Here is a 26,633-nt window from a genome sequence, read left to right as displayed (position 1 = left end):
TCAATTTTTGTAAATATTTGCATATACCCTCTACTTTGTAAACAGCCATTAACAAAATAAATGGAGGCTTGTTTATTTAATTAACACAATAAAAATGCACATTTAACCAATCAAAATAAACGCGATATAATTTATCCAATTGATACTATGAAGAAATTTTAGAGACGAAATTTGAGGCCGAAAACCGCGTATGTAGTCGTATGACTCAAGAACTGCTTGTTAAGGTAGAACAAACGCCATCAATTACCTTACACTTAGGCAAATGTTCATATAATTAGGGCCTGTTGACCTTTGGTGTACGAATACGGAATTGGCAAGGGGACGTTGGTTAAATGTTAATACTTAAAGGAAGGTGACTCTTGCAGGCACACAACGTGGAACTGGTGATTTTTGATTGTGATGGCGTACTGATTGACAGTGAAGTGCTGTCGATGCAGGCGTGGCAAGCACTTCTGTCTAGTTTCGATATTGCATTATCGAAACAATATTTTATAGAGCATTTTCTTGGCAAGAGCATGGAGCACGTTCAGGGTAAGTTAAAAGATGACTTTGCGCTCACACTTACCACGTCCATGAAAAACAAATTCCATGGATTACTGTTCGACAGCTTCGAGTGCCATTTACAAAAGACTACCGGTATCACCTCTGTACTTTCTGCACTTAACTCACTAGGTATTCCATTTTGTGTCGCCACAAGCAGTTCACCTGAAAGAACAACAAAGGCGTTAACCAGTACAGGGCTTCTTTCCTATTTTGAAGGCCGCATTTTCACGCGAGCACTCGTAAATAAAGGCAAGCCAGCACCAGATTTATTTTTATATGCGGCAAATGCGCTCAACATTGCCCCTAAAAACTGCCTAGTTATTGAAGACTCTCAGCCGGGGATCGCTGCCGCTAAAGCCGCAGACATGCGCTACTTCCACTATACAGGTGGCGCACATCTACAGAATTGTATTGTGACATCGGACAACACCATTAATTCATGGGACGAGTTTTGCTCTCGAATCCCTGACATTTTTGACATGAGAAAAATTAAATGAGTAAGAAAGCACAAAACGAACTCAATAAACTCGACGAGGCCGCCAGAGCAGGATGGATGTACTATGTTGGTGGTAAGACGCAAGATGAGATAGCTAAAACGCTCAAAACATCACGCCAAAGCGCACAACGCTTAGTGGCGTTATCCATGTCGGAAGGTCTTGTGAAAGTGCGCTTAGAACACCCGATTGCTAGATGTATGGAATTAGCGCAAGGCATAAAGAAAAAATTCGGATTAACTTTCTGTGAAGTTGTGCCCAGTGTTGATGACGATCCCAATTCAACGCTTGGCCTTGGTCAAGCGGGTGCAGCAGCAATAGAAAGAGCTTTAAAATTCGACGCTCCACAAACCATCGCGTTTGGCACTGGCCGTGTACTGCGTGCCTGTGCTGATGAATTGTCAATACTTCACTGCCCTCAGCATAAAATTGTTTCCCTTGTTGGTAATATTGCTGATAACGGAGAGGCGACGCGTTATGACGTTGCTGTTCACGTAGCCGACAGAGTTAAAGCACAGCATTATCCTATGCCTATCCCTGTAATAGCATCAAGTAAACTAGAACGGGAAATTTGGCAACAGCAACAACACATATCTAGAATTCACACGCTTGCCGAACAAGCGGATATTAGCTTCGTAGGCATTGGTAACTTAGGCAGTGTGTCTCCATTGTATAAAGACGGATTTATCGACGATGATCAATTAGCAACCCTCGCTGAATCTGGTGCAAGTGGCGAAATCATAAGCTGGATCTTTAATGAAGAAGGTGCGTTGATTAGTTGCGATATTAACGAGAGAGTAACGAGCTTTAAGTTGAAAGCAACGCCAGAAAAGCCTGTAGTAGGTGTTGCAGCGGGCGACAACAAACTGCACGCTATAAGAGGCGCTCTGCGATCGAAATTGCTCAATGGGCTCATCACGACAGAACGTACTGCCTCAGCACTGCTTACTTCTTAATTTCGTTCTTTTCTTATTAATACAATGCCTATTGCGTACATTTTTAATACGCATTAACTTCAACAAAAAGCAAAATAACAGCATTAACGTTGTTTTTTTGCACTTTACTTGGCTATTTATTGATCTGCAATTGCAATTCAACTTAGTTTGCCTGCGCCCTTTAATACTAAAGGCTACAGCGCATTTCATACCTCTTACATCTTTAGTCTAACGTATTATTCGATATACCTTGTTATTTGAATGAATGTTTTTCATTCGACCTGATTGTTTTTTAATTAATCCCGAACAGACAAACCGATTAATTAAACAAATATAACGAAGGAAATTTAACCATGTTGAAAATCGTTAAAACTTCTCTAGTCATCGCAGCATCAACATTAGCTTTTTCAAACGCAGCACAAGCAAATGACGTAAACGAGGCACTAGCAAACATCTGTACTATTGTTCAGGCTGACGACAAAGGCGAATTGCGTAAGAAGATGCGTCGCGTACAGTCAGACTTCAAATTAAAGTTACGTGATTATTACTCAGGTGTTTCATGCGGTGGTCAAAGCCTTATCCGCACGGCCTTAACGAACAACGCAGTTGAGGTAGGTACACTGCTTGTTAAGAAAATGCCAAGCAAAGACCTTTCTGAGCCCGAATCAGACGGCAAAACACTTCAAGCGTGGATAGCAGAGCAAGGCTTACAGAGCTCGCCAATTTCTGCTGAGCTTAACGATAGAATCTAAGCACTAATTCACATAGCCATGTGAGTCGATTCAACATGGTTGCAGCGTCAGCTGCAATGAAAGGCCCCGCTACGGGGCCTTTTTACTTTCTGTCTCTTTAAATTTTCACGTTCTTCAACCCAGTGACTTGGGTAATCAAGCTACGGTATGCGTGAGCTCGTAACGCAAGCTCACACTTTAGGTATGGATTGACATACCATGTTATTTTACAACATGTTTTTCAAATAGTTAGATTCGGGTTTAATGCATCTCAACGAACGAACACAATCTTAATAACAACAACCGAAGGAATTTAACCATGTTGAAAATCGTTAAAACTTCTCTAGTAATTGCAGCATCAACTTTAGCTTTTTCTAACGCAGCTCAGGCTAATGACATCAACGAAGCACTTGCAAACATTTGCACAATTGTTCAAGCAGATGACAAGGGCGAACTACGTAAGAAAATGCGTAGCGTTCAATCAGACTACAAACTTAAGCTTCGCGATTACTACTCTGGCATTTCTTGTAACGGCCAAAGCCTAATTCGCACTGCTCTTACTAGCAATGCGGTTGAAGTAGGTACTCTACTGGTTAAGAAAATGCCAAGCAAAGACTTAGCAGAGCCTGAGTCAGACGGTAAGACACTTCAAGCGTGGATTGCTGAACAAGGTCTTCAAAGCTCTCCTATTTCAACAGAGCTTAACGGCAGAATCTAATATAACTAATTAATCACACCATGTGATGTAACGATTCAACATGGTAGCGGCAGGACGCCGCACTGGAGGCCCCTTTTAGGGGCCTCACCCCTTTCTAGAGCCCTATAAAATTTATCACTTCTTTTTGTACCCATTCAGGTTTTTCCCTGTGTAACCAGTGCGACGCGTGCGGATTAAACCGCTTAATTATCAATGGAACATAGTGTTCGATTTTATCCAGTACACTTAGATCAAACGCATCATCCTGCTCTCCCCACAATAACAGGGTTGGGCAGTGAATGAATATTTCGGGTACACGAATATCATCCAACACGTGCTCAGGTACATTCTTTTGTGGCACTTGTTGAGGCATTTGCCGATAGTAATTGAGCATCGCGCTGAGGGTTTCAGGTTTACTCCAGTCGTTAAGCAGAGTCCTTGAATAGCTGGTTTCTTTCTCAAAAAAGCCGTTGCCTAACATATTTTTCAATAACGTAAAGCTTGTATTTGTAAGGGTCCGCTCTGCCCCCTTATCAATAAGCGCAGAGATATACAGGCTTTTTGCTCTTTGTGTAGAAGAGGTCTTTATTGCCCGTGTAAAGCAAGAAGGATGAGCAGCATTAACAATAATAAGTTTGCTAATTAATGTTTGGTGAAAGGCTGCTAGGGGCCACGCTATTGCCCCACCCCAATCGTGTCCCAACAAAATAACCTTTCGGCCTTTTTGAACTTTCTCGATGAAGGCGGCCATTCGACTTATCAATGATGGAACTTGGTAGTCCGTTTCACTGGGTAGTGGACTCGATAAATGATAACCGGGCAAATCTGGGGCAATGATGTCAAGTGATGTGGGGAGTGTCGCCATTAACGCTTCCCATGTGTGCGCATTTTCTGGGAAGCCATGAAACATGATAAGCAGAGGGTTCTCTGCGCTCTCTTCTTCTCGGGATAAATAATGAAGGCTGGCTCCCTCAACATTCACGTACTTTGACACAACCACTGTGCTCACTTCCTCTATGTTGTTTTTAAGAAACAAAAAGGCCGAGCAAAATAACGCATCCAAATGATTATTTGGTTAAATCATTTTCTCGGCTACATTATTTTCTCGGCCTTTCGTACGTCTTTTAGTAACGCACGTGTATTACTTTTATGTCGTTACTCGATAGCGAACATACTCTCTGGCATAGACATCAAGTTGTCTGCGCCTGATTGCATTGCCGAAACCAGTGAGCGAGTACGGGTTAACAAACGGTCAAAGTAGAAGCCCGTTGTTAAGATTTTACTCTTATAAAACTCGGTTTCGGTGCTACCTGCATCAAGCTGTTCTTGTGCTTTCACTGCCATTTTTAACCAGAAGTAAGCAACGGTGACATAACCTGAATACATTAAGTAATCGACAGACGCTGCACCAATTTCATCTGGGTTCGATGCTGCTGCCTTACCGATATCCATAGTGATCTGCTGCCACTCGTCAAGGTGAGAGTTTAGCGCGTTAGTCCAAGCACTAAACTGAGCGTTGTCGCGCAATGAATTACAGTAGTCGCGCACTTCTTGAACAAACACATTAAGCAATTCGCCATTAGAGCCCATTACTTTACGACCTAATAGGTCAACGGCTTGAATACCTGTAGTACCTTCATACATGGTGCAGATACGGGTATCGCGAGCTAGCTGCTCCATACCCCATTCTTTGATAAAGCCGTGGCCGCCATAAACCTGCATACCGTAACTCGTGGCTTCTTGCGCGGTTTCAGTTAAAAAGGCTTTTACGATAGGCGTTAAGAATGCAAGTTTTGCATCCGCAAGTTGCTTCTCAGCCTCGTCGCTACCATACAAAGTAACGTCAACTAACTGCATACAGTAAGCGGCAAGCGCTCGGTTGCCTTCCGCGAACGCTTTCTGCGTTAACAGCATACGACGTACATCAGGGTGCACAATAATAGGATCAGCTGGGCCATCAGGATTTTTACGCCCTGTTAATGAACGGAACTGAATGCGGTCTTTTGCATAGCGAAGCGCACCTTGGAATGCTGCTTCAGATGATGCCAAGCCTTCAAGACCAGTGCCAATACGTGCGGTATTCATGAACGTAAACATGCAGTTTAGGCCGCGGTTTGGTGGTCCAATCAAATAACCTTTTGCGCCATCGAAGTTGATCACGCAGGTTGCGCTGGCTTTGATACCCATTTTATGTTCAATGCTTCCGCAGCCTACTGCGTTTCTATCTTGCTTTTCGCCATCTTCAGATACGTTAAATTTAGGTACAACAAATAGTGAAATACCTTTGGTCCCCTCTGGCGCATCTGGCAATCGAGCTAACACAATGTGTACGATATTTTCAGACAAGTCGTGTTCACCTGCCGAAATAAAAATCTTCGTTCCTGTTAAGCTGTAGGTACCATCTTCTTGAGGTTCCGCGCGACATTTCAACATGCCAAGGTCTGAACCGCAGTGTGCTTCGGTCAAACACATAGTGCCTGTCCACTCACCGCTAACCAGTTTTTCAAGGAACATTTTTTGTAGCAATTCAGAGCCATGGGCTTTTATTGTTGCCATACAGCCCTGGCTTAGACCTGGGTACATCGCCCAAGAATGGTTTGCGCCTGAGAACCACTCAGCAATGATAGATGACAATGAATATGGTAATGCCTGACCGCCAAATTCCTCAGGGTGAGACATTCCTGGCCATCCGCCCTCAACATACGTTTGATAAGCTTCTTTAAAACCTTTAGGCGTTGTTACTTCACCATCAACCCACTTACACCCTTCTTCATCGCCTGATGCATTGATGGGTGCCAGTACGTTCTCTGAAAACTTTGCAGCTTCAGCGAAAATCGCCGACACCAGATCTTCAGATGCTTCGTCGAAACCTAGCTTTTGATAGTGATTTTGATAATTTAGTAGCTCATGTGTTACAAACATGGCGTCACGTTGTGGAGCTTTATAACCTTCCATACCCAATACCTATATTACTTCAAATAGACCAGCAGCGCCCATGCCGCCACCGATACACATGGTGCAAACAACATATTTCGCACCGCGTCGTTTACCTTCGATGAGTGCATGACCCACCATGCGAGCACCGCTCATGCCGTATGGGTGACCAATAGAAATGGCACCACCGTTTACGTTTAATAATTCGTCTGGAATGCCTAACTTATCGCGGCAATAAAGTACCTGTACCGCAAACGCTTCATTAAGCTCCCATAGACCGATATCGTCCATGGTCAATCCATGCTGCTTTAATAGCTTAGGAATGGCGAACACTGGGCCAATTCCCATTTCATCTGGCTCACAGCCTGCCACTGCAATACCGCGATAAATACCAAGAGGTTGAGCATTGCCTTTTGCCGCTGAGTGCTCATCCATAATCACTGTCGCGCTGGCTCCATCAGAAAGCTGGCTTGCATTACCTGCGGTAATACAACCACCTTCTATCACTGGGTTAAGCGCTTTAAGCCCCTCTAGCGTTGTTTCTGGGCGATTTCCTTCGTCTTTTGACAAGGTCACTTCACGCTCAGAGGTTTCACCTGTTTCCTTATTAAATAAGGCTTGCGTTGCTGTGATAGGTACAATCTCATCATCAAACTTACCTGCTTCTTGAGCAGCTGCTGTGCGCATTTGGCTTTGGTAACCGTATTCGTCTTGTACGTCACGGCTAATGTTGTAGCGCTTACCCACCACTTCTGCAGTTTGAAGCATTGGCATATAAATATCTTTGTGCTTAGCAACCAGTGCAGGGTCTACTGCACGAAACATATTCATATTTTTGTTTTGCACTAAAGAGATAGAATCTAAGCCGCCCGCAACCATAATGTTGGTATCGCCCGTACGAATTGAATTCGCTGCGGTAGCAATGGCATACATGCCAGAACTGCATTGGCGGTCGAGTGTCATACCCGCTACGGTGACCGGTAAACCACCCGCTAGGCCAGCCAAGCGGCCAATATTCATGCCGCCACTGCCTTGGGTTAACGCTGCGCCCATTACCACGTCATCAACACTGGCAGGGTCGATCCCTGCGCGTGCTACTGCGTTTTGAATAGCATGGCCACCTAATGAAGGGGCTGGTAAATTGTTCAGTGCACCTTTATAAGCGCGCCCGATTGGCGTACGTGCTGTACTTACGATAACTGCATCGCGCATTTTCATATTCCTTTCAGTTGGGCTGAAAGTTCAGCCAAAGTTTAGCTAGGCCTATGTGCTTCTTCTCGAAGTTACCTAGCTTTACCAAATTCGGATGTCGGGTAACGAGAGCTATCGCTAGCTCTCACCGTCGATTAACTCTCGCTAACGAGAGCTTTGTCTACTTCGCTTTATAGCTTTTAAACGTGCCGCCGCTTTGGGCCAATTTCACCAACAAATCACTTGGTTCAAGCCACATCTTTCCGTAATCACCCAATTGATCACGATAGGTAGTCAGCTTATCTAAAATAGTGCCTAGCCCTACTTCGTCGGCATATTGCATAGGGCCGCCGCGATACACAGGGAAGCCATAACCGTAAACATAAATCACGTCGATATCGCTAGATTTAGCTGCAATGCCTTCTTCTAAGATGGCAGCACCTTCGTTTATCAATGAGTACATGACGCGAACTAGAATTTCCTCATCGCTAATGTCTGAACGCTGAACCACGCCTAAACGTTCTGCTTCTTGCTTGGCAATTTCTAGTACTTCTGGATCTGGGACAGGAACTCGACTGCCAGGTTCATAGTTGTAAGCTCCGCGTCCGGTTTTGAGTCCGTTGCGCCCCTTTTCTACCAAGCGATCTGCCACTGCACCGTAAGCGGGGTCGTGTGCAATGTGCTCTTGTCGAGACTGTCGTACATAGTAACCAATATCTAATCCAGCCATATCACCCATAGTGAACGGCCCCATTGGCATGCCAAACTCGGTTAAAACACGATCAACTTGCTCAGGTGTTGCTCCTTCAAGCAGTAAGCGGTTAGCTTCACGGCCGTAAGGCTCAATCATGCGGTTACCTACGAATCCGAAGCAAACGCCTACCAACACCGCTACTTTCTTGATGCGTTTAGCCATCTTCATGCAGGTTTTAATGACTTCAGCAGATGTCTTCTCTGCTTTAACCACTTCTAGCAGTCTCATCACATTCGCTGGCGAGAAGAAGTGAAGACCAATCACATCTTCAGGACGGGATGTGGCTGTCGCTATTTCGTCTATATCCAGTGTTGACGTATTTGAAGCCAAAATGGCGCCTGGCTTACACACTTTATCCAGCGTCGAGAATACGGTTTTCTTTACTTCCATCTTCTCGAAAACGGCTTCGATGACGAGATCAACATCAGCTAAGTCGTCATACGACGTGGTACCTGAAAGCAGTGCCATGCGGCTCTCTACCTGCTCTTGGGTTAACTTGCCTTTTTTCGCTGAGTTTTCGTAGTTCTTTCTAATAAGCGCTAATCCCTTCTCTAGCGCTTCTTCTTTGAGCTCAAGCATTGTGACTGGAATGCCGGCATTGGCGAAGTTCATAGCGATACCACCGCCCATTGTTCCGGCGCCGATAATCGCAACTTTATCAATGTTGCGCTCAGGAGTATTTTTGTCGAAATCGCTCACATGACCTGCTGCGCGTTCAGCAAAAAAGAAATGCTGCTGGGCACGCGCCTGTGGCGTATTCATACACTCCATGAAAAGCTTGCCTTCATTTTTAAGGCCATCTTCAAAAGCGAGCGTGTAAGCGCCGCGTACCGCTTCGATACATTTTAATGGAGCAAAGAAACCACGAGTCGCTTTTTTAGTTTGTGCAGTTACTGCATCAAACACCGCCTGCGTTTCGTCAGACATGGACAGCGTGATATCACTGGTGCGTTTAATCGCTTTATCTGGCGTTAATGCTTGTAAATACGCTTTTGTATCTTCAAGTAAATGCTCAGGCTTATCAGAAATTTTGTCGAAGACACCTGGAAGTTTGACCACCGACGTAGGCTTGCCTGTTACGATCATTTCTAACGATGTTTGTGCGTCGGCTAAACGAGGAAGGCGCTGAGTACCGCCTGCGCCCGGTAATATGCCTAGATTTACCTCTGGAAGACCCACCTTATTGTCGGCAAAGGTGATGCGATGATGGCAAGCTAACGCCACTTCTAAGCCACCGCCGAATGCTGGTCCAGGGAGAACAGCAACAACCGGCTTAGACGCATTTTCAATCTTGTCTAGTACCTCAGGCAGCATGGGAGACAAATCGCCACCAGAGAATTCGCTGATGTCAGCTCCACCCGAAAAAATAGGTAGTGAAGAAGTAATAACAATGGCACGTACGCTGTCGTCATCTAGTGCATTGTTTATGCCTTCTATCAACCCTACTCTGATAGCGCGTGACAGCGCATTAACGGGCGCACTTTGCATTGTCAGCGTGGCAACACCCTGTTGTACTGCATATTCTACGGCTTTATTTTCCATCTCAGTCATAACCATGTCCTGTTTATCACGTTAACTGGATGTTATTGCAGTGTTGTCAATCATCCAAGTTTATTGGTGTTATAGACATTTATCATAATATTTAATATTGACCGCCAGCCCCTTTGTGAATTCATTTCTCTGCGCAGAGCCTGTCCTACCTTGCCTAAGGTTTATTTGACAGAAAATAAAACCGGTGTTTTTGTTAATCGGGCAACACTTGTAATTACATTTTATTTACAAAAGGATGATTGGCTATGCAAGTGCTTAAAACACCGGAAAGCGCCTTCGACACGATCACTGACTTTCCCTACTCCCCCTGTTTCACTGAAGTAACAGACACAGTAAGCAGTGAAATAACAATGGCCCATTATCAATGTGGACCGAAAGATGGACATACCGTGCTATTAATACACGGCGAACCGACGTGGGCTTATTTGTACCGCAAGATGATGCCCATATTGGCTGATGCGGGATTCAATGTCATCGCGCCGGATCTCATTGGTTTTGGACGCTCAGATAAACCAGTAAGAAAGGAGGACTACTCCTATGCTCGTCATGTGATATGGCTAAAAGACTGGTTTTCGCAGGCTACTAAAGGCCCCGTTACACTATTTTGTCAAGACTGGGGAGGTTTACTAGGCCTGCGACTTGTCGCCGATATGCCTGAGCGTTTTTCGGGTGTAATGGTGTCTAATACCGGTTTGCCCACTGGCGACCACCCGCCAAGTGATGCTTTCATCAAATGGCGCCGATTCTCACAGGATGTCGCCGTATTTCCCACATCTACGATCATTCAAAACGCCACAACCACTGTTCTAGATGAGGCGACGCTTGCTGCTTACGACGCCCCTTTTCCAGACGAAAGCTTTAAAGCAGGTGCACGCATGTTCCCTATTCTTGTTCCTACAAGCCCAGACAATGCTGAGGCACAGGCGAATAGACAGGCATGGGAAAAGCTAAAGCAATATAACAAACCTTTTGTTACGGCTTTCGGTGATAGCGACCCTGTTACTAAAGGTGGCGATAAGGTATTTCAAAAGCTCATTCCTGGCAGCAGCGGCATGGCTCATACCCTTGTAGAAAACGGTGGTCACTTTATCCAGGAAGACCAAGGGGAAATGCTAGCCAAATTACTCATTCAATTTATAAACCAAACGCAGCTGAAATAGCCACGTTTCAAAAACATTAAACAGTTACCAATAGGAGATTACCATGGATGCTCTACTCGACTTTTCAGGGCAAGTTGTATTAATTACCGGCGCAGGCAGTGGCTTTGGCCGCTTGTTATCGCTAGGTCTTGCCAACCGAGGAGCAAAACTCGTTCTTTCAGACATTAACGAAACCGCCCTTGAGGAAACGAAAAAGGATGTAAAAGCACTCACTGATGTCGTGGTGCTAGCGGGTAATATTGCTAGCGAGTCGCTAAATAAGGCGCTGGTTGAAACAGCCATTGAAACCTTTGGCAAACTGGATATAGCCGTAAATAATGCAGGCATAGCGCATAACCCTGCACCAATTCATCAAATGACAGAGGAAATCATGGACTCGCAGTTCGCTGTGAATGTAAAAGGCGTTATGTTTGGAATGAAGTACCAAATACCCGTTATGCTTGCACAAAAGCAAGGGCACGTTTTAAATGTAAGCTCACTTGCAGGACTAGGTGGAGCCCCTAAAGGCGGTGCTTATGCTGCAGCAAAACACGCGGTTTCGGGGATAACCCGCACAGCCGCGGTGGAATACGGCCGAAAGAATGTTCGCGTTAATGCAATTTGCCCATTCTATAGTCCTACCAATATTTTGAACGTAGACGGGTACAACACCCCTGAAGCGCGCGAGCAACTAGGCATGGGAAGTCCTATGAAACGTCTAGGCGAACCGCAAGAAATCGTTAACACCATGATGCTGATGCTTTCCCCTGGCAACTCTTACATGAACGGGCAAACCATAGCAGTAGATGGTGGTGTTACAGCGTGGTAATTTTTATCTCGCAGTTTCGAAATACATGCAAAGGTATTTTTTGACATACCTTTGTATGACTCATCATGTTTCTCTTTCGTTCTACTTTAGGTGTAATGAAGAGGAACAAACAAAATCGATGAATGAGGCGAGTGCAACCGCCTCTGCAATCGACCCCCATCAAGTAAAACCCAATAATTTTATTTAGCGATTAAGTTGAACAAAAAGAGAAAAATGTGATGAAAAAGCCAAGTAAAAACATTTTTTTAGCTACTACACTTTGTATAACCTATTCGTTGATTAACGTTAGTATTGCGCAAGAAGCCCAATCTACGCTTGTAAATATGAAGGAAGTGCCTTCTTCCCAACTATTAAAGAAGCAACGTCAAAATAAACCGCTAGCACTAAGCACAGTAAAGCGCGGTACTGATGTTTCGCTTCAAACCACCAAACAATCCAAAAGCCAATACCTTATTCATAGCGCACTGCCAAGTCACCGCTTCAGCGCTAAGTAATTTGTAGGCGAGTACTCGTCTATCAGGTTAATCCTTTATTTAACGCCATTCTTTTCGTTTATTATTCTTTTTTACTCTATCGCACACTTAGAAATAGTATTCTACGAATCAAATATTTATACCAATCCGCATAGATAAGTGCTAACTGACGACATAGCGCTTCTGAAAAAGTAGCGCCCTCGTTACGACATTAGCGACATATGAGTTAATTATACTAATTGTGAATAGCGCGACATCTATTTGAAAACTATCTTCAAGATTACCACAGGTAGAAGAAGTCACAGGAAAGAGGTGAACATGCTTTTAAAACCAAAACACATCGCGTTATTGTTCACGCTGGCAATTGCAGTATCTGCAATGGGATAAGCACGAAGGCGTCTCAACATGGAAACGCCCTTCGAAAGCGATCTTAAGTCGCAGTGTTTCTTGCTAGACGTGACGTAGGATTCTTTAGGTTAACGTTTAAAAAACTCAAAGCTTAGCGGGTACACCCACAACTCCCCTTTGTTCGCTTTGACTGCTGCCACGATAGCAAAGACGATGTTCATTAATCCAAGAGCGATGAAGCCTAGCGCTCCTATGATAATCAGCGTCAAGACAAAACAAATAACAGAGTAAATGAGCAAGCTTATTAACCAATTCGCTGTCACCCTGCCGTGCTGATTGATGTCTTCGTTTTGATCTTTGTGAGCAATCCATAGCACGATAGGCAATATGATACCTAAGCCAGGTATAATGAAACTGGATAACTGAGAAACATGAATGAGTGTACAGTAGCTTCGAGCGTTCAAGCCCCAGTAGAGTGGTTCTTCCGTTGACATAATGGTCCTTTTTATTGCGTTGGTTTGATTTGATAAATATAGGCGTTTTCAGTGTGACCGGCATCAAGCTTAACAGAAACAATGACCCGCTCATATTGGTCACCTTCAAACTCATCCAGCATGGCCCAGTTTTCGGCAAGTTGAGAAGACGTTAGCATCATGCCCTTCACCTCTTCTTTTGCCTTAGTTAGATCAGAAATAACAATTCCTGGAAACCCCATAACTGCTCCCCACCCTTGTTGAACTAAGTGCCCTTCTACCGTACCAGACTGCCACTGGCCATCAATATGAGCGACGATATGGTGATTTGGGCAATTAGGAGCAAGGCTTCCGTAGATAAACAACCTTTCTAAATCAGGTGTAGCAGACGTTACATTGTCATTGTTTTGCATTACTTTGACCCATTATTAAAAAACTTTTCGTCAGGTGTTGAGGCAAATTTAAAAACAGGCCCCAACCGTTCGCATTGCTAGTTATAAATTGCCTAAAAAAGCCAGTGCTTTTGTGAGAGTAATATCGAATTTGTTTTACAAAAGCAACACAGCGTTACACAATGCTAGAGCATGTCTATGTGAACGTCGATTCACGTAAAAACACAATAATTAAAGGACAAAGTATGCTCAATCACAAACGTACTCTGATAGCAGCATTGGTAAGCGTTTCGCTTATGGGGTGTGGCGAAAGTACAACACAGACAGAAACTAAACCACAACTCACTGCACAAGACGCCAAGCAGTTTTTAACACAGGCGCAAAATGATATTGCAAAAATGCAAGTTCCTGCCGCGCACGCCGAGTGGAGCTACGCCACGAATATCAATTTCGATACAGCAGCAGTCAGTGCTTACTTTAATGAAGTGCTTTCTACCAAGGTTGCAAAGTTAGCTAAAGAAGCGGCGAAATTTAACGATGTAGACGTAGATGCCGACACCCGCAGACAGCTTGATCTACTTAAAAACAGTTTAACAATGCCGCCGCCGGCAGATGCCGAAAAAGCAGAGAGGCTTGCAAAAATTGGTTCTGACTTAAGTGCCATGTACGGCTCTGGTGAGTATTGCAGCGAAGATGGTACGTGCAAAAGCTTGGTTGAAATGAGCTCTGAAATGGCCACCCTACGCGATGCTGACAAGCTACTAGAATATTGGACAGGTTGGCGTGAAGTTTCTAAACCTATGGCTGGACTATACGCAGAACAGGTATCGCTAGCGAACGAAGGTGCTGCAGAGCTAGGTTTTGAAAATGTCAGCGCCTTGTGGCGTGGAAAGTACGATATGCCAGCAGATGAATTTCCCAAGGAATTGGATCGCTTATGGACGCAAGTAGAGCCTTTCTACGAGTCACTACATTGCCATGTGCGCGCTAAGCTAGGTGAACACTATGGCGAAGACGTAGTACCTCAAGACAAACCAATCCCAGCCCATTTATTAGGTAACATGTGGGCACAGTCGTGGGGGAATATTTACGATATTGTTAAACCTCAGCAAGAAATGAAAGTTCCTGATGTTACAGGCGCATTAGCTGAACAGGGGTATGACGAAATCGCCATGGTTAAACAAGCAGAGTCATTTTTCTCATCGCTTGGCTTTGAAGAACTTCCAGATACCTTTTGGGAACGCTCTATGTTTCAAAAGCCTGAAGGCCGTGACGTTCAGTGTCATGCCTCTGCGTGGGATTTAGATGACAAAGACGATCTTCGTATAAAGATGTGTATTCAAAAGACTGGCGAAGAATTTAACGTTATTCACCACGAATTAGGTCACAACTACTATCAACGCGCTTATAAAGACCAACCACTTCTTTACCGTGGTTCGGCAAACGACGGCTTCCACGAGGCTATTGGCGACACCATCGCTTTATCAATAACACCTAAGTACCTTAAGCAAATCGAGTTAATTGATGAGATCCCAGACGCATCAAACGATATCGGTATGTTAATGCAAGTTGCGTTAGACAAGATTGCCTTCATTCCCTTTGGTCTGATGGTTGACCAATGGCGCTGGAAAGTGATGTCAGGTGAAGTAACACCTGAACAATATAATCAACTATGGTGGGAATTGAGAGAAAAGTATCAGGGTGTGATGGCTCCTGTTGAGCGCAGCGCCGACGCATTTGATCCGGGTGCAAAGTATCACGTGCCTGCTAACGTACCTTATACACGCTATTTTCTAGCGCATATCCTTCAATTCCAGTTCCATAAAGCACTGTGTGACATTGCAGGTGATGAGGGCCCGCTTAACCGCTGTTCTATCTACGGCAGTGAAGAAGCCGGTAAAGCACTTAACGAAATGCTAGAGATGGGTATGAGCCAACCTTGGCAAAATGCGTTAGAAACACTGACAGGCTCACCGCAAATGGATGCCAGTACTATCGCTGACTACTTTGCGCCACTAAAAACGTGGTTAGATGAGCAAAATGCTACACGCCAGTGTGGCTGGTAACTATATCCGTTATGATTAGCCACTGGCTAACATAATTCATGCAGTCCAAAAAGCCTCGAATTTCGAGGCTTTTTTTGTTGAATTTAAACTTTTGTACCATTGTAAGAGCGGTAGATTAGCGTAACGTTAGTGTATAAATTTTATGTAATTTTTGATTATATTATGCGCACCCTGTTGGTACTTTCGCTTATCATAGTTTTTACTGCAACTTGCAGCCTACCTGCACGCGCGAAACCTATTGCCCCAGCGTTTCACTCCTACAATATGGATAGTGGTATCGCCCACGTATCCATTTCAGATATTGCGGAAGATAAGTATGGTTTTCTGTGGTTGGCATCGCAGTCTGGTGTCGATAAATTTGACGGCTATACATTTCGAAACTTCGGCTTGTGGGGAGAAGACAAGTCAACAGGCCTCCAGACCCTGTTCGCCCTCCAGATAGAGGCAAGCTTAGACGGTCAATACCTTTGGGTGGGGACATATAGCGGGCTGAGCCGTATAGATGTTGATACTGAGTCGTTCAAGCACTACACGTTACCAGCGTCAGAGCCTTTCAATAAACAGGTAATTAATAGGATCAAGACCACCCACAATGGCCAGCTTTGGATTGTCTCTGAACGAAACCTTTACACATACTCTCCAGAATCAGACAGTGTAGAACTGGTCAGCTACCTTCCCAGTACCACGAGTACGCTGACAGACATAGAGCTTATCGGCAACACGCTTTATGTCACTTCCACTTCAGGCCTTTATAAACTTGATCCGTTTAAAAAGTCACTTGAGCTAGTGGCTTTTGAAAACATGAACTTTACTCGACTAGTGGCAGCAGAGAAATCTCAATTCTGGTTGGGTACCGCTACCCACGGCGCATGTTTGTTCAATCCCGACGAGCAAAGCACTACCATCGACAAAAGCTGTACCTCTGAAACTCACGGATTATCTGATAACTACGTTACAGACATCTTATTAAAGGACAACGGTGATATATGGGTTTCTACTCAGCGTGGGCTGAATATTTTAACGTCACATAACCCTAACTCTGTGCTGCGTGCTCCGATTAACGAGAAAGATGCGGCCAAAGAGAGAGTTTCAAGCCTTTATCAAACGAAAGCTGGGCTGGTTGTCGTTGGCACCAGAGACGATGGGTTTGCGATCAGTAATCCTCTGCTTAGCAACTTCTATTCTCAGGAAATAGGCGAAGGACGAATCATCTCCTCTTTATCAAATTACAAAGATAACCAAGTATGGGTAGCGAACGAAAAGGGCCTTTGGCTTTACGACACGATAAGTAAAACTCAAGAAGGCCCATTTACTTCCAATGGTGCATTTGCGAGTAGCGAAGACACTAACGATAAGCTGTTGAGCGTGTTTTATCATACAAAGAGCGATGCACTATGGGTAACCACACGCACAGGCCTCGCCAAACTGAACCCTCAGACCAGAAACCTAGAATTTGTTGCGCTGAATGGTAAGTCGGGTTACAGCATTAATATCGATGATGACGGAGACATTTGGTATGGCGGCTACAGCGATGGGCTGTTTGTATATCGCCCGTCAGAAGATAGGGTAATAAAGCAATGGCCATTGTCGCTGACAACGAGAATTGTTTTGGACGACAATGAGAACGCATGGTTAAGTACGGTATCCGGTTTATTTGTTGCGAATAAACTGACTGGAGACTTAACCAGCATCAGTGAGTTAACGGACAAGATTTCAGATCAAACTGTAGTGACGTGGATTTCTCAGTCGAAACGCGGTGGTTATTGGATTGGAACGCAAGCAGCTGGACTCTTCTTTATGTCTAAAGAAGGCAGTGATTTGTCAACGATTAAAGTGACACAAATTAAGCCTGAAAGTCGATTGAGCAATGTATCCATCGGGGCAATTGTTGAAGATGATGAATATGGGCTTTGGATCTCTACAATTGAAGGGATTGCGTATTTAGCACCTAACTTGTCTACCCTTTCTTATTTCGGTGCAGAAAACGGCGCACTGTCTACGGGTTACTATATTGGCTCTGTCACCGTAACTGAAAATAACACAATAATGTTTGGTGGAGCGGAAGGCTTAACACAATTTACTCCTTCACAAGTGGCAAATGTAAAGTGGTCACCTGGAGTGCACCTCACAAACGTTGAAACGGTGAGTAGGAACGAGCAAAACGGAACAACCTATCAGCAAAGACAGCGCCTAGACGAGGTAATCGAACTTAAACATAACGATATTGCGCTCACGATTGAATTTGCCGCCACTGATTATATGAATGCAAATGAACTTAGGTATGCCTATAAACTCGCAGACTTTGAGAACAGCTGGCGCTTTACTGACTACAAGACAAGAACGGCCACCTACACCAACTTGGACCCAGGACGCTACCGCTTCACTGTTAAAGCTATAAATCAAGAGAATGAATGGAGCACCAATGCAGCGCAACTTGAAATAGTTGTAGTTCCACCATGGTGGGATAAGCCTATATGGCGTGTGGCGATTACCCTGCTAGGCATGCTGTTGATTTCATCGATGGTGTGGCTGAGGATAGCATCGTTGAAAAAGCGCTCTGCTGAACTTGCACTAAAAGTTGAGGAAAAAACCCGAGACTTAGAAGCGGTCGTAGAAAAGTTAACGCAGCTTTCAACTCAGGACGCATTGACGGGTCTCAAAAATCGTCGCTACTTTACACAAAGAGCCAAGGCAGCATGGCAAAATTATAAACGCCATAATCATACTTTCTCCTTGCTAATTGTTGATATTGACTTCTTTAAGCGTATTAACGATGAATACGGTCATCATGTGGGTGACACAGTACTGATCAAAATAGCTAGGATCCTGGAAGATAATTTAAGAGAAAGTGACGTTATTGCGCGATGGGGCGGTGAGGAGTTTCTTATATTGCTGCCTTCATTAAAGGTTCAAGAAGCATTTTGGGTGGCAGAAAAGCTACGTAAAACTGTCGCGGATTACGAAATTGATGCTCCCCCCTACTCGGTATCGGCTACCATAACCTGTGGTGTAGCGGACATACGAGATTACGATAGCGTCGAGGCTTGCATTCACGCTATCGATAAAAAGCTATATGTCGGCAAAGAATCAGGCCGAAATGCGGTGATAAAATAGCCGCTGGCTGATCATCGTACCCATTAGTTTCTCTTCCCCCCATTGCATTGCCGTTTAAATGGCAATGCATGCAGGCAAACGTTTTGTCATGCATTTTATCGCAGTAATTGATCGCTTTCCTTTTTACCCGCCTATGTATTGTGAATTCTTAAGTAGCTTAAGATGAGCGAAATCACCCACAAGGAGGATGAAAACATGGCAAATGTATTAGTAATCGGCGCATCAGGCCAAATTGGTAAGCAAGCAACAGTGAAATTGTTGGATGCTGGTCACAAAGTCGTAGCGCCAGTAAGAAGCCCAGACAAACTGTCAGATATCCAAAATGCCAACCTCACAGTGGTTGAGCAGGATTTAGAAAAAGATTTTTCAGCACATTTTGAAGGTGTGGACGTTGCGGTATTCACAGCGGGTTCAGGCGGTAGCACCGGCGCAGATAAAACACTTATGATTGATCTTTGGGCGGCCCGCAACGCGGTTAACTATGCAAAAGCGGCGGGGACACCCAAATTTGTTATGGTTAGTTCTATTGGTGCAGACGATCCTGACGCCGTGGAGTCAGCAATAAAACCATATTTGGTTGCCAAACACATGGCCGACGAGCATTTAATTAATAGCGGCTTACATCACGTAATTCTTCGACCTGGCACTTTATTAAATGAACCGGGCACGCATTTGGTACGAACCGATATGCCAAGCAATAGGGACGATGCTGTAATACCAAGAGAAGATGTAGCGACAGCTATTGTCGAAAGCGTTGCAAGAGAAAGTAATGCTGACTTGATCACCTATTTATTTAAAGGTGATACACCAATTTCCCATATTTTCTAGGTGAGCGACTTTTCTAGGTGATCGGCGCCCTCTCATTTGCCAATGCGTTATCGCGTCTATTCAAGCTAGAGAGGGCTTACTTTTTGCTTAGGTCGCCGGTTTGTATGCCGCTGACTTAGGTGGTGCCCAGAATAGGCAGTATCACGCACTTAATATGTGCCTACTTAGAGACTAGAGGTGGTTACCTACGGTATCAATGACTGGCTAACCCAGTTGCCATTTCCGTCTTTTTGATGCCACTCTCGACTTTGAGGGTTACCTCTCAAATTCAGGTAATCTACGCTATCAATAGCCAGCATGATCACGCAAAAGTGAGGTGGAACTACACCAAAATCCCCTTCAACCTGTAGTGCCGAACCATCGTTTCTTGGCGTGCCGGGCTCGCCCCACAAAAACTGCTTTTTGCCTGCATCTGACAATTTATTCCAGTGCTGAGTAACTAAGTCAGCATCTTGATGTAACGTTATTATTGTTGCAGTACAAGAGAAGCGATATTGCTCCCTGGTTTTAGAAAAATACCAACAAACCTGCGAGTGAGAATTCTGGCCAAGCTGGTCATATTTATCTGAGCGGGTGTCAGAAATAACCACCAGTTGGTTGTCGTCGGTGATCCCTCTAAAAACCACGGTACGGCAGTACGGTACACCACTACCGTCCACAGTAGCTAACTGAAAGTAACGACTTTCTGGCATACTGCGGGTTTGGTGAAGACTCTTTGTCAACCCTTGTCGCCACTGGGGCATAACCACCTCCGAGAGTAAAATCGCCTATACTTACCGCTACGCGGCTTTCTTCTTCGCAGCTAAAGAAAACAGGGAGTAGAAGTTTTGCGTGGTAATTTCCGCTAGTTCTTTTACCGTCACGCCTTTAAGCTCAGCAATAAATTCTGCCACTTCTACCACGTAACCTGGCTGGTTTTGTTTACCTCGATGAGGAACTGGCGCAAGCCATGGTGAGTCAGTTTCAATAAGTAGTCGCTCTAAAGGGATCGCTTTTACCACTTCACGCAATTCATCTGCTGAATTAAAGGTTACGATGCCTGAAATAGAGATATAGAAGTCCATCTCTATTGCTGCCAGCGCCATGTCTAATGACTCAGTAAAGCAATGCAAAACACCTTTGGTGTGCGCAGCTTTGTGTTGGCGGAGTAAGTTAATGGTGTCTTCCCTTGCATCCCGCGTATGAATAATTAACGGCTTTTTAGTTTCGTTAGCTACTTTGATGTGGTCGACGAAAGACGTTAGCTGGACTTCTTTACTTTCCGGACTATAAAAATAGTCCAGCCCAGTTTCGCCAATGGCTACCACTTCTTCACGCTGCGCCTTCTCTAACAGTTCTTCATAGCTACACGCTTCATCTTGATGTAGTGGGTGCACACCACAAGATACTGATACATCTTCAAACTGACTTACAGCAGCTAACATGCTGTCGTAATCACCAACAGATACGCACACACAAAGGAAGTGTTCAACACCTCGGGTTCTTGCGAAATTTAAGGTTTCAGCCAGCTCTTCTGGCCCTTGCTTAAGTCGGTCTAAGTGACAATGAGAATCTACGAACAAACTACACCTGTTTTAAAAAATTGCTGTTAGACAAAAGGGCTTCGACAAGCCAGCGTTTGCCTATTAACGTTGAAATTGCTTTAGTAACCCAAAAAGTACCATTGATTTGTTAACACCTGCGTGCTGCAGCGTTCTTACCGCATCAACACACGCTTCATAGCGTTCAAAATCAACAGCCTGTTGACGTTTTATGTATTCGTCATGGGCCATCTGTTGACACCACAATGCGATTTGAGGCGCATTGTCCTGCCACTTATTCGCAAGCGTTTGTACTTGCAAATTTGCATCGCCTGCTAAGAGCGCTTGCATACCATCGCTAAAATTGCGATAGCTAATGTCTTCTTCACCACTGAGGGCCTCTTCTACGCGAAGAGGGGCATAGCCATAAGCTGCCAGTAACGCTTCGCTTGCGTCTTCTACGCCTTTGGCGTTCAAGTAGTTCAAACTCTCTGACACTGACGGGAGTGAAAGTATCTGCCGTTCACATCGACTTAATATGGTCGGCATAATTTTATTGATACTGTCAGTGATCAGCAGCAAGAAGGTATTATTTGTGGGCTCTTCCAAGGTTTTCAACAGTGCATTAGCTGCCGCTTCCGTCATGGTATCGGCACGGGGAATCAACAACACTTTATTGCCCCCCATTTGCGCAGTACCTGATAGCTTACCAATGCCCTCGCGAATTTTATCCACACCTAACTGCTTTTCACTTTCTAAAACATGAAAGTCTGGGTGGTTTCCAGCTTGCCTCAAATGGCAACTTTGACACTGTTCACATGGCCCATTTATGCTTGGCTGCTTACACAATAGCGCATTGCTTAACCCTAACGCGAGTTGGTATTTTCCAATTCCCTTTGGCCCTGTCAGCAATAAACCATGGTGTAGTTTCTTTGCCATATATCGCGACAGTAACGTCGAGAACGTTGTAGCAAACCAAGGCATTACTTGCATTAACCTTTCCCCTGCTGGCTTTCGCTACTTGTGTTCGTCACATAGTCATTGATAATCGCAATCACGTCTTGATGAACCTTTTCCATAGGCTGCATTGCACTGACCACGACGATAGATTCATCTTGCTTAGCAAGCGACAAGTATTTAGCACGAGTTCGCTCAAAAAAAGCAAGCCCCGCTTGCTCAATGCGGTCAAGCTCCCCTCGCCCACGGGCGCGCTCTAGTCCAACCGCAGGCTCGACATCCAGATATAAAGTTAAATCTGGCTTAAACCCTTTAAGGGCGATATCGCTGATGGCCGACATTGTTTTTCCACTGACGCCCCGACCACCGCCTTGATAGGCTTGAGATGACAGGTCGTGTCTGTCACCTACCACCCACGCACCAGCATCAAGTGATGGTAAGATTTTATTGGTAAGTAATTGCACACGCGCCGCATACATAAGAAGTAGTTCAGTCTCCTCACTCACGGTCTCATCCCAGTCGTGTTTTACACATTCTCGAATGGCTTCTGCCATCGGTGTGCCGCCTGGCTCACGAGTTTGCTCAACGCGCTTTCCTGCACCTTTTAATGCTTGAACAATCAGCCCAATCACTGAGCTTTTTCCTGCCCCTTCAAGGCCCTCAACTACAATAAACTTTCCGCGCATTACTTTTTAAACTCTGTTTTTATTTAGCTATAACGTATCGGTTGTCTGCATCAATACGGCTATCGTTTTAACTGGTATTTTCGCACAGCTGCATTGTGTTCAGCTAGTGTCGTAGAAAATTGATGGCTGCCATCGCCCTTCGCCACAAAATAGAGTGCATCCGTTGTCAGTGGGTGCAACGCAGCGTGAATGGCGGCCTTGCCTGCCATCGCGATAGGCGTAGGTGGGAGCCCTTTAATAACATAGGTATTGTAAGGCGTTGCTGTTCGCAAGTGCTTACGGGTAATGTTTCCGTCAAACGTAGGACCGATACCATAAATCACGGTGGGATCAGTTTGAAGACGCATATTTCTGTTTAGCCTATTGACGAAAACGCCTGAAATCATGTCACGTTCCGCAGGCACAGCCGTTTCTTTTTCAATGATACTCGCTAAGATAAGAGCCTCGTAAGGTGTGGCTAACGGCAGTTCGGCATCCCGTAATTCCCATTCGCTAGAAACAAAGTCAATTAGCGCGCGGTGTGCTCTTTTCAATACCTCGCTTGCGGTTGTGCCTTTGGTAAAGAAATACGTATCAGCCAAATATACGCCCTCTGTCTGCGAAACGTTTTCGCAACACCAATCTACACCATTATCCTGAGTGAGCTGGTTTAATTTCCCTTCATTTAAATCAAACACCAAATCTGTGTTTTGTTTAAGCGCCTCAAGCCACTGTGCAAGAGTTAGCCCTTCAACTAGACTCACTGCGAAGAGATGCTCATCGCCCTCAGTAAACAAGGTAAACACATCTACTAGTGACTGCCCTGGGCGCAGCATGTAGGTGCCAGACTTAACAGACGTACTGCCTGCAAAGAATTTGAGCCACACCTTAGCAACAAAGGGCGACACATCGGTCATGCCTATTTTACGCAAGTGTTTCACGGTACGATAAGCGTTACTGCCGCTCTCTATCGTAAATAAGGTTTCACTTTTTAATGCTAGTTCATCGGTAACCTTGCTCGAGACATACATTACGCCAGAGGCTGCCCCAACAACGGCAAGCATGAAAAGAGATAATAGAATAACAATTACCCGCTTCATGCTTGAACTTCCCCTTTCTTCATTGCTTTACATTCCATTTTATTTCTTTTTACTACTAATCTGGTGAAGCTCGTAAAACGTTGACGAACCCCGTTGTGAGAAGTGCGTTTTAGTTAATTTTGAAGCGCAGTCTGAAGCCGTGTCTTTAGCGCTACAATCGCATCGCTTCTTACATCAAAATCGACATAAGAGAAATCCGGCATTTGTATTTTCTGTACCGGCATTACGCCCATTAGTGCATTGGTAATTACCACTGCACTCGCTTTTCGCAAATAAGAAAGATCATATTCCCCCACGTGAAGCGAACAATTGTCGTTTAACAGCGAATCAATAAGACACTGCCTGACTACGCCATTGACACCGCTTCCCTTCAAAGACGGGGTATACCATTGTTCATTGAGGTAGAAAAATACATTGCCAGCACTCGCTTCAATAATGTTATCTTGGGTATCGCAAACAATAGCATCGTGTACGCCAGCGTCGTCTACTTCGTGCTTAATTAAGACTTGTTCTAGCCTGTTCATATGCTTTACACCCGCAAGCAATGGTTGAATGGCTAACCGCGTTTGAGCGCATATTACCGTTGCACCTTCATTCGCAAGACTATCGTAATGGACAGGGTAAGGGTGCTGGCTAAATCTGACTAATGCTTCACTGTCTTCGCTTCGCGCATACCCCCTTCCGGCTTGACCTCCCGACACGTGAACTTTTAGCACATATTTTGGAGAAGCGTTATCACCTGAACCGCTCTTTATCGTCTTGACCTGTTCAGCAATTGCGGCTTCAAGCGCGCGGATATCAATATTGAGCTTGATGGCTGCCGCATCGTGCTCTAAACGTGAAATATGATAAGGCAATAATTCTACTTGATGTTCACTTACCAACAATGTGGTAAACACACCGTCGCCATAATTAAACGCCCTGTCACTTGATGAAATAGGCGTAGCGCTAGGAATAATTCTCACTGCCTACTCTTGTTCGCCGTTATTGTGGTTGTTGGAAGTATACCAACTTGCGTTGGTCAGACAACGTCTAGCTGAATTGATTTGGCTGTAGCTGTGCTCAAAGAGACCTGAGTTTTATGATATTTACTGTGAGATTTAACTGTATAAACAACAAAAGGCAGCCGAAGCTGCCTTTTAAATATACGTGAAGTTCACTTAATCAGCGATAAGTACGCTATATTAGTTACGCCGTATTAGATACGCTTGAAAATCAATGAGCCGTTCGTACCGCCAAACCCGAATGAGTTACACAGTGCGTAGTCTTCATTGAATGCTTTCGCTTTGTGTGCAACAAAGTCTAAGTCGCAGCCTTCACCTGGTTCATCCAAGTTAATGGTTGGCGGCGCCATTTTGTCACGCAGTGCCAAAATAGTGAAAATTGCCTCAACTGAACCGGCGGCCCCTAGCAAATGGCCTGTCATTGACTTGGTAGAGCTAACAAGTAGCTTGTGAGCATGGTCATTAAACACGCGTTTTACTGCTGCCACTTCCGCAATGTCACCTGCAGGCGTAGACGTACCATGTGCGTTAACATAGCCGATTTCGCTTGCATCCAACTTCGCATCATTTATCGCGTTTTGCATAGACGCTGCCGCACCTTCTCCATCTTCAGGTGGAGAAGTCATGTGGTATGCGTCGCCGCTCATGCCAAAACCAACCAGTTCTGCATAAATGGTCGCGCCACGCGCTTTTGCAGCTTCGTATTCTTCTAGCATTACCACGCCAGCGCCCTCACCCATGACAAAACCATCGCGGTCTTTATCCCATGGGCGGCTTGCTGCTTGTGGGTTGTCGTTGCGAGATGACAACGCACGTGCCGCGGCAAAACCAGCCATACCTAGCGGAGTAATAGACGCTTCTGCGCCTCCGGCCAGCATGGCATCAGCATCGCCATAAGCAATTGTTCTTGCGGCAATACCAATGTTATGAACGCCTGTTGTACAAGCAGTCACAACGTTTAAATTCGGTCCTTTCAACCCTTCCATGATAGACAAAAAGCCTGAGATCATGTTGGTAATGGTTGAAGGTACAAAAAATGGCGATACGCGCTTAGGACCGCTATTTGTCAGTTTCAAATGGTTTTGTTCAATTTGTTCTAAACCACCAATACCTGAACCAATAGCTACACCTACACGATGCGCATTATCTTGTGAAATAGTTAAACCAGAATCGACCAAGGCTTGCTTGCCTGCTGCTATACCCAACTGGATAAAGCGGTCCATTTTCTTGGTTTCTTTCTTTTCAATGTATTCCTGCGGATCAAAATCATTAATTTGACCTGCGAAACGGGTTGAATAGTTACTACAATCGAAATGGGTGATTTCACCGATGCCGCTTTCGCCCGCGAGCAATTTGCGCCATGTGTCTTCGCTATTAAGACCTAATGGTGAAAGCATTCCAAGACCAGTAACCACTACGCGACGTTTTGTCACAAAAAGCCCTCGCTTTGGAACTAAGGTAGGAGATACAAAAACGGCTCTGTTAGAAGAGCCGTTTTGTCGCTACTTAAGACTTAAGCGTCTTTGTTAGCGTTGATGTAATCAATTGCTGATTGAACAGTAGTAATTTTTTCTGCTTCTTCGTCAGGAATTTCAGTATCGAATTCTTCTTCCAAAGCCATTACTAGCTCAACAGTGTCAAGTGAATCAGCGCCTAAATCGTCAACGAATGAAGCTTCTGCTTTTACTTCTTCTTCTTTCACGCCAAGTTGTTCAACGATGATTTTCTTAACGCGTTCTTCAATGTTACTCATAATTCTAGGTTTCCCTTAAACGTCACTAGATAATAAAAGTGCCGCTAGTTTATTTTGCAAGGTGCATCCTTGCAAGCACCAGTTTAAACAAATTTTCTGGTCAAACCAGCGACATTCGAAATTCGTAAAATACTATTTTTAC

General features: G+C 44.7%; 24 protein-coding genes. 10 read left to right on the top strand and 14 right to left on the bottom strand.

Annotation, left to right across the window (positions count from 1 at the left end; all coding sequences use genetic code 11):
- Positions 1 to 359 precede the first annotated feature (359 nt).
- The 4 genes from MASE_RS08035 to MASE_RS08020 all read left to right on the top strand — a co-directional run bounded on the left by MASE_RS08035 (position 360) and on the right by MASE_RS08020 (position 3,421).
- The gene (locus MASE_RS08035) at positions 360 to 1,040 is read left to right on the top strand and encodes an HAD family hydrolase (protein ID WP_014949237.1); all 681 of its coding nucleotides are present in this window, start codon (positions 360 to 362) and stop codon (positions 1,038 to 1,040) included.
- Positions 1,037 to 1,993, top strand: coding sequence for a sugar-binding transcriptional regulator (locus MASE_RS08030; protein ID WP_014949236.1), 957 nt, complete (start codon positions 1,037 to 1,039; stop codon positions 1,991 to 1,993). The genes MASE_RS08035 and MASE_RS08030 overlap by 4 nt, the downstream gene beginning before the upstream one ends.
- A 332-nt stretch (positions 1,994 to 2,325) precedes the next feature.
- Positions 2,326 to 2,724 carry a DUF3718 domain-containing protein gene (locus MASE_RS08025; RefSeq protein WP_014949235.1) on the top strand — a complete coding sequence of 133 codons (399 nt, stop codon included), beginning with the start codon at positions 2,326 to 2,328 and terminating at the stop codon, positions 2,722 to 2,724.
- Between the two features lie 298 nt (positions 2,725 to 3,022).
- Positions 3,023 to 3,421: a DUF3718 domain-containing protein gene (locus MASE_RS08020; RefSeq protein WP_014949234.1), complete on the top strand. Its 399-nt coding sequence runs from the start codon at positions 3,023 to 3,025 to the stop codon at positions 3,419 to 3,421.
- 94 nt (positions 3,422 to 3,515) lie between these two features.
- On the opposite strand, the gene MASE_RS08015 is transcribed toward MASE_RS08020, so the two are convergent.
- The 4 genes from MASE_RS08015 to MASE_RS08000 form a co-directional block, all read right to left on the bottom strand.
- Entirely contained in the window at positions 3,516 to 4,394 is an 879-nt protein-coding gene (locus MASE_RS08015) for an alpha/beta fold hydrolase (RefSeq protein WP_232362832.1), read from the bottom strand.
- Between the two features lie 161 nt (positions 4,395 to 4,555).
- Positions 4,556 to 6,355 (bottom strand): acyl-CoA dehydrogenase C-terminal domain-containing protein, encoded by a 1,800-nt coding sequence (locus tag MASE_RS08010; protein WP_014949232.1) that lies wholly within the window; start codon positions 6,353 to 6,355, stop codon positions 4,556 to 4,558.
- A 9-nt stretch (positions 6,356 to 6,364) separates the two neighbouring features.
- Entirely contained in the window at positions 6,365 to 7,546 is a 1,182-nt protein-coding gene (locus MASE_RS08005) for an acetyl-CoA C-acyltransferase (RefSeq protein WP_014949231.1), read from the bottom strand.
- A gap of 160 nt (positions 7,547 to 7,706) precedes the next feature.
- The gene (locus MASE_RS08000) at positions 7,707 to 9,830 is read right to left on the bottom strand and encodes a 3-hydroxyacyl-CoA dehydrogenase NAD-binding domain-containing protein (RefSeq protein ID WP_014949230.1); all 2,124 of its coding nucleotides are present in this window, start codon (positions 9,828 to 9,830) and stop codon (positions 7,707 to 7,709) included.
- 245 nt (positions 9,831 to 10,075) lie between these two features.
- Between MASE_RS08000 and MASE_RS07995 the strand changes: the two genes are divergently transcribed.
- The 3 genes from MASE_RS07995 (at position 10,076) to MASE_RS07985 (ending at position 12,292) form a co-directional block, all read left to right on the top strand.
- Entirely contained in the window at positions 10,076 to 10,990 is a 915-nt protein-coding gene (locus MASE_RS07995; RefSeq protein ID WP_014949229.1) for a haloalkane dehalogenase, read from the top strand.
- 43 nt (positions 10,991 to 11,033) lie between these two features.
- The gene (locus tag MASE_RS07990; protein WP_014949228.1) at positions 11,034 to 11,798 is read left to right on the top strand and encodes an SDR family NAD(P)-dependent oxidoreductase; all 765 of its coding nucleotides are present in this window, start codon (positions 11,034 to 11,036) and stop codon (positions 11,796 to 11,798) included.
- Positions 11,799 to 12,016: 218 nt separating this feature from the next.
- On the top strand, positions 12,017 to 12,292 hold the full coding sequence (locus MASE_RS07985; RefSeq protein WP_014949227.1) for a hypothetical protein: 276 nt from the start codon (positions 12,017 to 12,019) through the stop codon (positions 12,290 to 12,292).
- 455 nt (positions 12,293 to 12,747) lie between these two features.
- Here the strand turns inward: MASE_RS07985 and MASE_RS07980 are convergent, their stop codons facing one another.
- Positions 12,748 to 13,113, bottom strand: coding sequence for a DUF4870 domain-containing protein (locus MASE_RS07980; RefSeq protein ID WP_014949226.1), 366 nt, complete (start codon positions 13,111 to 13,113; stop codon positions 12,748 to 12,750).
- A gap of 11 nt (positions 13,114 to 13,124) precedes the next feature.
- Entirely contained in the window at positions 13,125 to 13,505 is a 381-nt protein-coding gene (locus MASE_RS07975; protein ID WP_014949225.1) for a gamma-glutamylcyclotransferase family protein, read from the bottom strand.
- 224 nt (positions 13,506 to 13,729) lie between these two features.
- Between MASE_RS07975 and MASE_RS07970 the strand changes: the two genes are divergently transcribed.
- The 3 genes from MASE_RS07970 to MASE_RS07960 all read left to right on the top strand — a co-directional run bounded on the left by MASE_RS07970 (position 13,730) and on the right by MASE_RS07960 (position 19,492).
- Positions 13,730 to 15,550, top strand: coding sequence for a M2 family metallopeptidase (locus tag MASE_RS07970; protein WP_014976329.1), 1,821 nt, complete (start codon positions 13,730 to 13,732; stop codon positions 15,548 to 15,550).
- Positions 15,551 to 15,712: 162 nt separating this feature from the next.
- A complete protein-coding gene (locus MASE_RS07965; RefSeq protein WP_232362831.1) occupies positions 15,713 to 18,664 on the top strand; it encodes a ligand-binding sensor domain-containing diguanylate cyclase in 2,952 nt (983 codons plus the stop codon).
- Positions 18,665 to 18,859: 195 nt separating this feature from the next.
- Positions 18,860 to 19,492, top strand: a complete 633-nt coding sequence (locus tag MASE_RS07960) for an SDR family oxidoreductase (protein ID WP_014949222.1) — start codon at positions 18,860 to 18,862, stop codon at positions 19,490 to 19,492.
- Between the two features lie 185 nt (positions 19,493 to 19,677).
- Here the strand turns inward: MASE_RS07960 and MASE_RS07955 are convergent, their stop codons facing one another.
- From MASE_RS07955 to acpP, 8 genes are all read right to left on the bottom strand, one after another.
- Positions 19,678 to 20,235: a pyridoxamine 5'-phosphate oxidase family protein gene (locus MASE_RS07955; RefSeq protein WP_014949221.1), complete on the bottom strand. Its 558-nt coding sequence runs from the start codon at positions 20,233 to 20,235 to the stop codon at positions 19,678 to 19,680.
- Between the two features lie 36 nt (positions 20,236 to 20,271).
- Positions 20,272 to 21,054, bottom strand: a complete 783-nt coding sequence (locus tag MASE_RS07950) for a TatD family hydrolase (RefSeq protein WP_014949220.1) — start codon at positions 21,052 to 21,054, stop codon at positions 20,272 to 20,274.
- A 63-nt stretch (positions 21,055 to 21,117) separates the two neighbouring features.
- Positions 21,118 to 22,005: a DNA polymerase III subunit delta' gene (holB, locus tag MASE_RS07945; RefSeq protein WP_014949219.1), complete on the bottom strand. Its 888-nt coding sequence runs from the start codon at positions 22,003 to 22,005 to the stop codon at positions 21,118 to 21,120.
- Positions 22,005 to 22,655, bottom strand: coding sequence for a dTMP kinase (tmk, locus tag MASE_RS07940; RefSeq protein WP_014949218.1), 651 nt, complete (start codon positions 22,653 to 22,655; stop codon positions 22,005 to 22,007). The genes holB and tmk overlap by 1 nt, the downstream gene beginning before the upstream one ends.
- A 59-nt stretch (positions 22,656 to 22,714) precedes the next feature.
- A complete protein-coding gene (gene mltG / locus MASE_RS07935; protein ID WP_014949217.1) occupies positions 22,715 to 23,734 on the bottom strand; it encodes an endolytic transglycosylase MltG in 1,020 nt (339 codons plus the stop codon).
- 113 nt (positions 23,735 to 23,847) lie between these two features.
- Positions 23,848 to 24,699: an aminodeoxychorismate lyase gene (gene pabC, locus MASE_RS07930; RefSeq protein WP_014949216.1), complete on the bottom strand. Its 852-nt coding sequence runs from the start codon at positions 24,697 to 24,699 to the stop codon at positions 23,848 to 23,850.
- A 233-nt stretch (positions 24,700 to 24,932) separates the two neighbouring features.
- The gene (fabF, locus tag MASE_RS07925; protein ID WP_014949215.1) at positions 24,933 to 26,171 is read right to left on the bottom strand and encodes a beta-ketoacyl-ACP synthase II; all 1,239 of its coding nucleotides are present in this window, start codon (positions 26,169 to 26,171) and stop codon (positions 24,933 to 24,935) included.
- An 80-nt stretch (positions 26,172 to 26,251) separates the two neighbouring features.
- Positions 26,252 to 26,491 (bottom strand): acyl carrier protein, encoded by a 240-nt coding sequence (acpP, locus tag MASE_RS07920; protein WP_012518211.1) that lies wholly within the window; start codon positions 26,489 to 26,491, stop codon positions 26,252 to 26,254.
- Positions 26,492 to 26,633 lie beyond the last annotated feature (142 nt).

Source organism: Alteromonas macleodii ATCC 27126, assembly GCF_000172635.2.
In the GTDB taxonomy this organism is placed as follows: Bacteria; Pseudomonadota; Gammaproteobacteria; order Enterobacterales; family Alteromonadaceae; genus Alteromonas; species Alteromonas macleodii.
The sequence above is the reverse complement of the archived record's forward strand: the minus strand, read 5'-3'. Positions and strand labels throughout refer to the sequence as shown.

Coding starts and splice junctions, on each gene's coding strand:
- MASE_RS08010 (WP_014949232.1), bottom strand. CDS start 6,355: ATGGAAGGTTATAAAGCTCCACAACGTGACGCCATGTTTGTAACACAT.
- MASE_RS07980 (WP_014949226.1), bottom strand. CDS start 13,113: ATGTCAACGGAAGAACCACTCTACTGGGGCTTGAACGCTCGAAGCTAC.
- holB (WP_014949219.1), bottom strand. CDS start 22,005: ATGCAAGTAATGCCTTGGTTTGCTACAACGTTCTCGACGTTACTGTCG.
- MASE_RS07955 (WP_014949221.1), bottom strand. CDS start 20,235: ATGCCCCAGTGGCGACAAGGGTTGACAAAGAGTCTTCACCAAACCCGC.
- mltG (WP_014949217.1), bottom strand. CDS start 23,734: ATGAAGCGGGTAATTGTTATTCTATTATCTCTTTTCATGCTTGCCGTT.
- MASE_RS08005 (WP_014949231.1), bottom strand. CDS start 7,546: ATGCGCGATGCAGTTATCGTAAGTACAGCACGTACGCCAATCGGGCGC.
- MASE_RS07960 (WP_014949222.1), top strand. CDS start 18,860: ATGGCAAATGTATTAGTAATCGGCGCATCAGGCCAAATTGGTAAGCAA.
- MASE_RS07965 (WP_232362831.1), top strand. CDS start 15,713: ATGCGCACCCTGTTGGTACTTTCGCTTATCATAGTTTTTACTGCAACT.
- MASE_RS07995 (WP_014949229.1), top strand. CDS start 10,076: ATGCAAGTGCTTAAAACACCGGAAAGCGCCTTCGACACGATCACTGAC.
- MASE_RS07975 (WP_014949225.1), bottom strand. CDS start 13,505: ATGCAAAACAATGACAATGTAACGTCTGCTACACCTGATTTAGAAAGG.
- MASE_RS08025 (WP_014949235.1), top strand. CDS start 2,326: ATGTTGAAAATCGTTAAAACTTCTCTAGTCATCGCAGCATCAACATTA.
- MASE_RS07970 (WP_014976329.1), top strand. CDS start 13,730: ATGCTCAATCACAAACGTACTCTGATAGCAGCATTGGTAAGCGTTTCG.
- MASE_RS07985 (WP_014949227.1), top strand. CDS start 12,017: ATGAAAAAGCCAAGTAAAAACATTTTTTTAGCTACTACACTTTGTATA.
- MASE_RS08020 (WP_014949234.1), top strand. CDS start 3,023: ATGTTGAAAATCGTTAAAACTTCTCTAGTAATTGCAGCATCAACTTTA.
- acpP (WP_012518211.1), bottom strand. CDS start 26,491: ATGAGTAACATTGAAGAACGCGTTAAGAAAATCATCGTTGAACAACTT.
- tmk (WP_014949218.1), bottom strand. CDS start 22,655: ATGCGCGGAAAGTTTATTGTAGTTGAGGGCCTTGAAGGGGCAGGAAAA.
- MASE_RS07990 (WP_014949228.1), top strand. CDS start 11,034: ATGGATGCTCTACTCGACTTTTCAGGGCAAGTTGTATTAATTACCGGC.
- MASE_RS08000 (WP_014949230.1), bottom strand. CDS start 9,830: ATGACTGAGATGGAAAATAAAGCCGTAGAATATGCAGTACAACAGGGT.
- MASE_RS08030 (WP_014949236.1), top strand. CDS start 1,037: ATGAGTAAGAAAGCACAAAACGAACTCAATAAACTCGACGAGGCCGCC.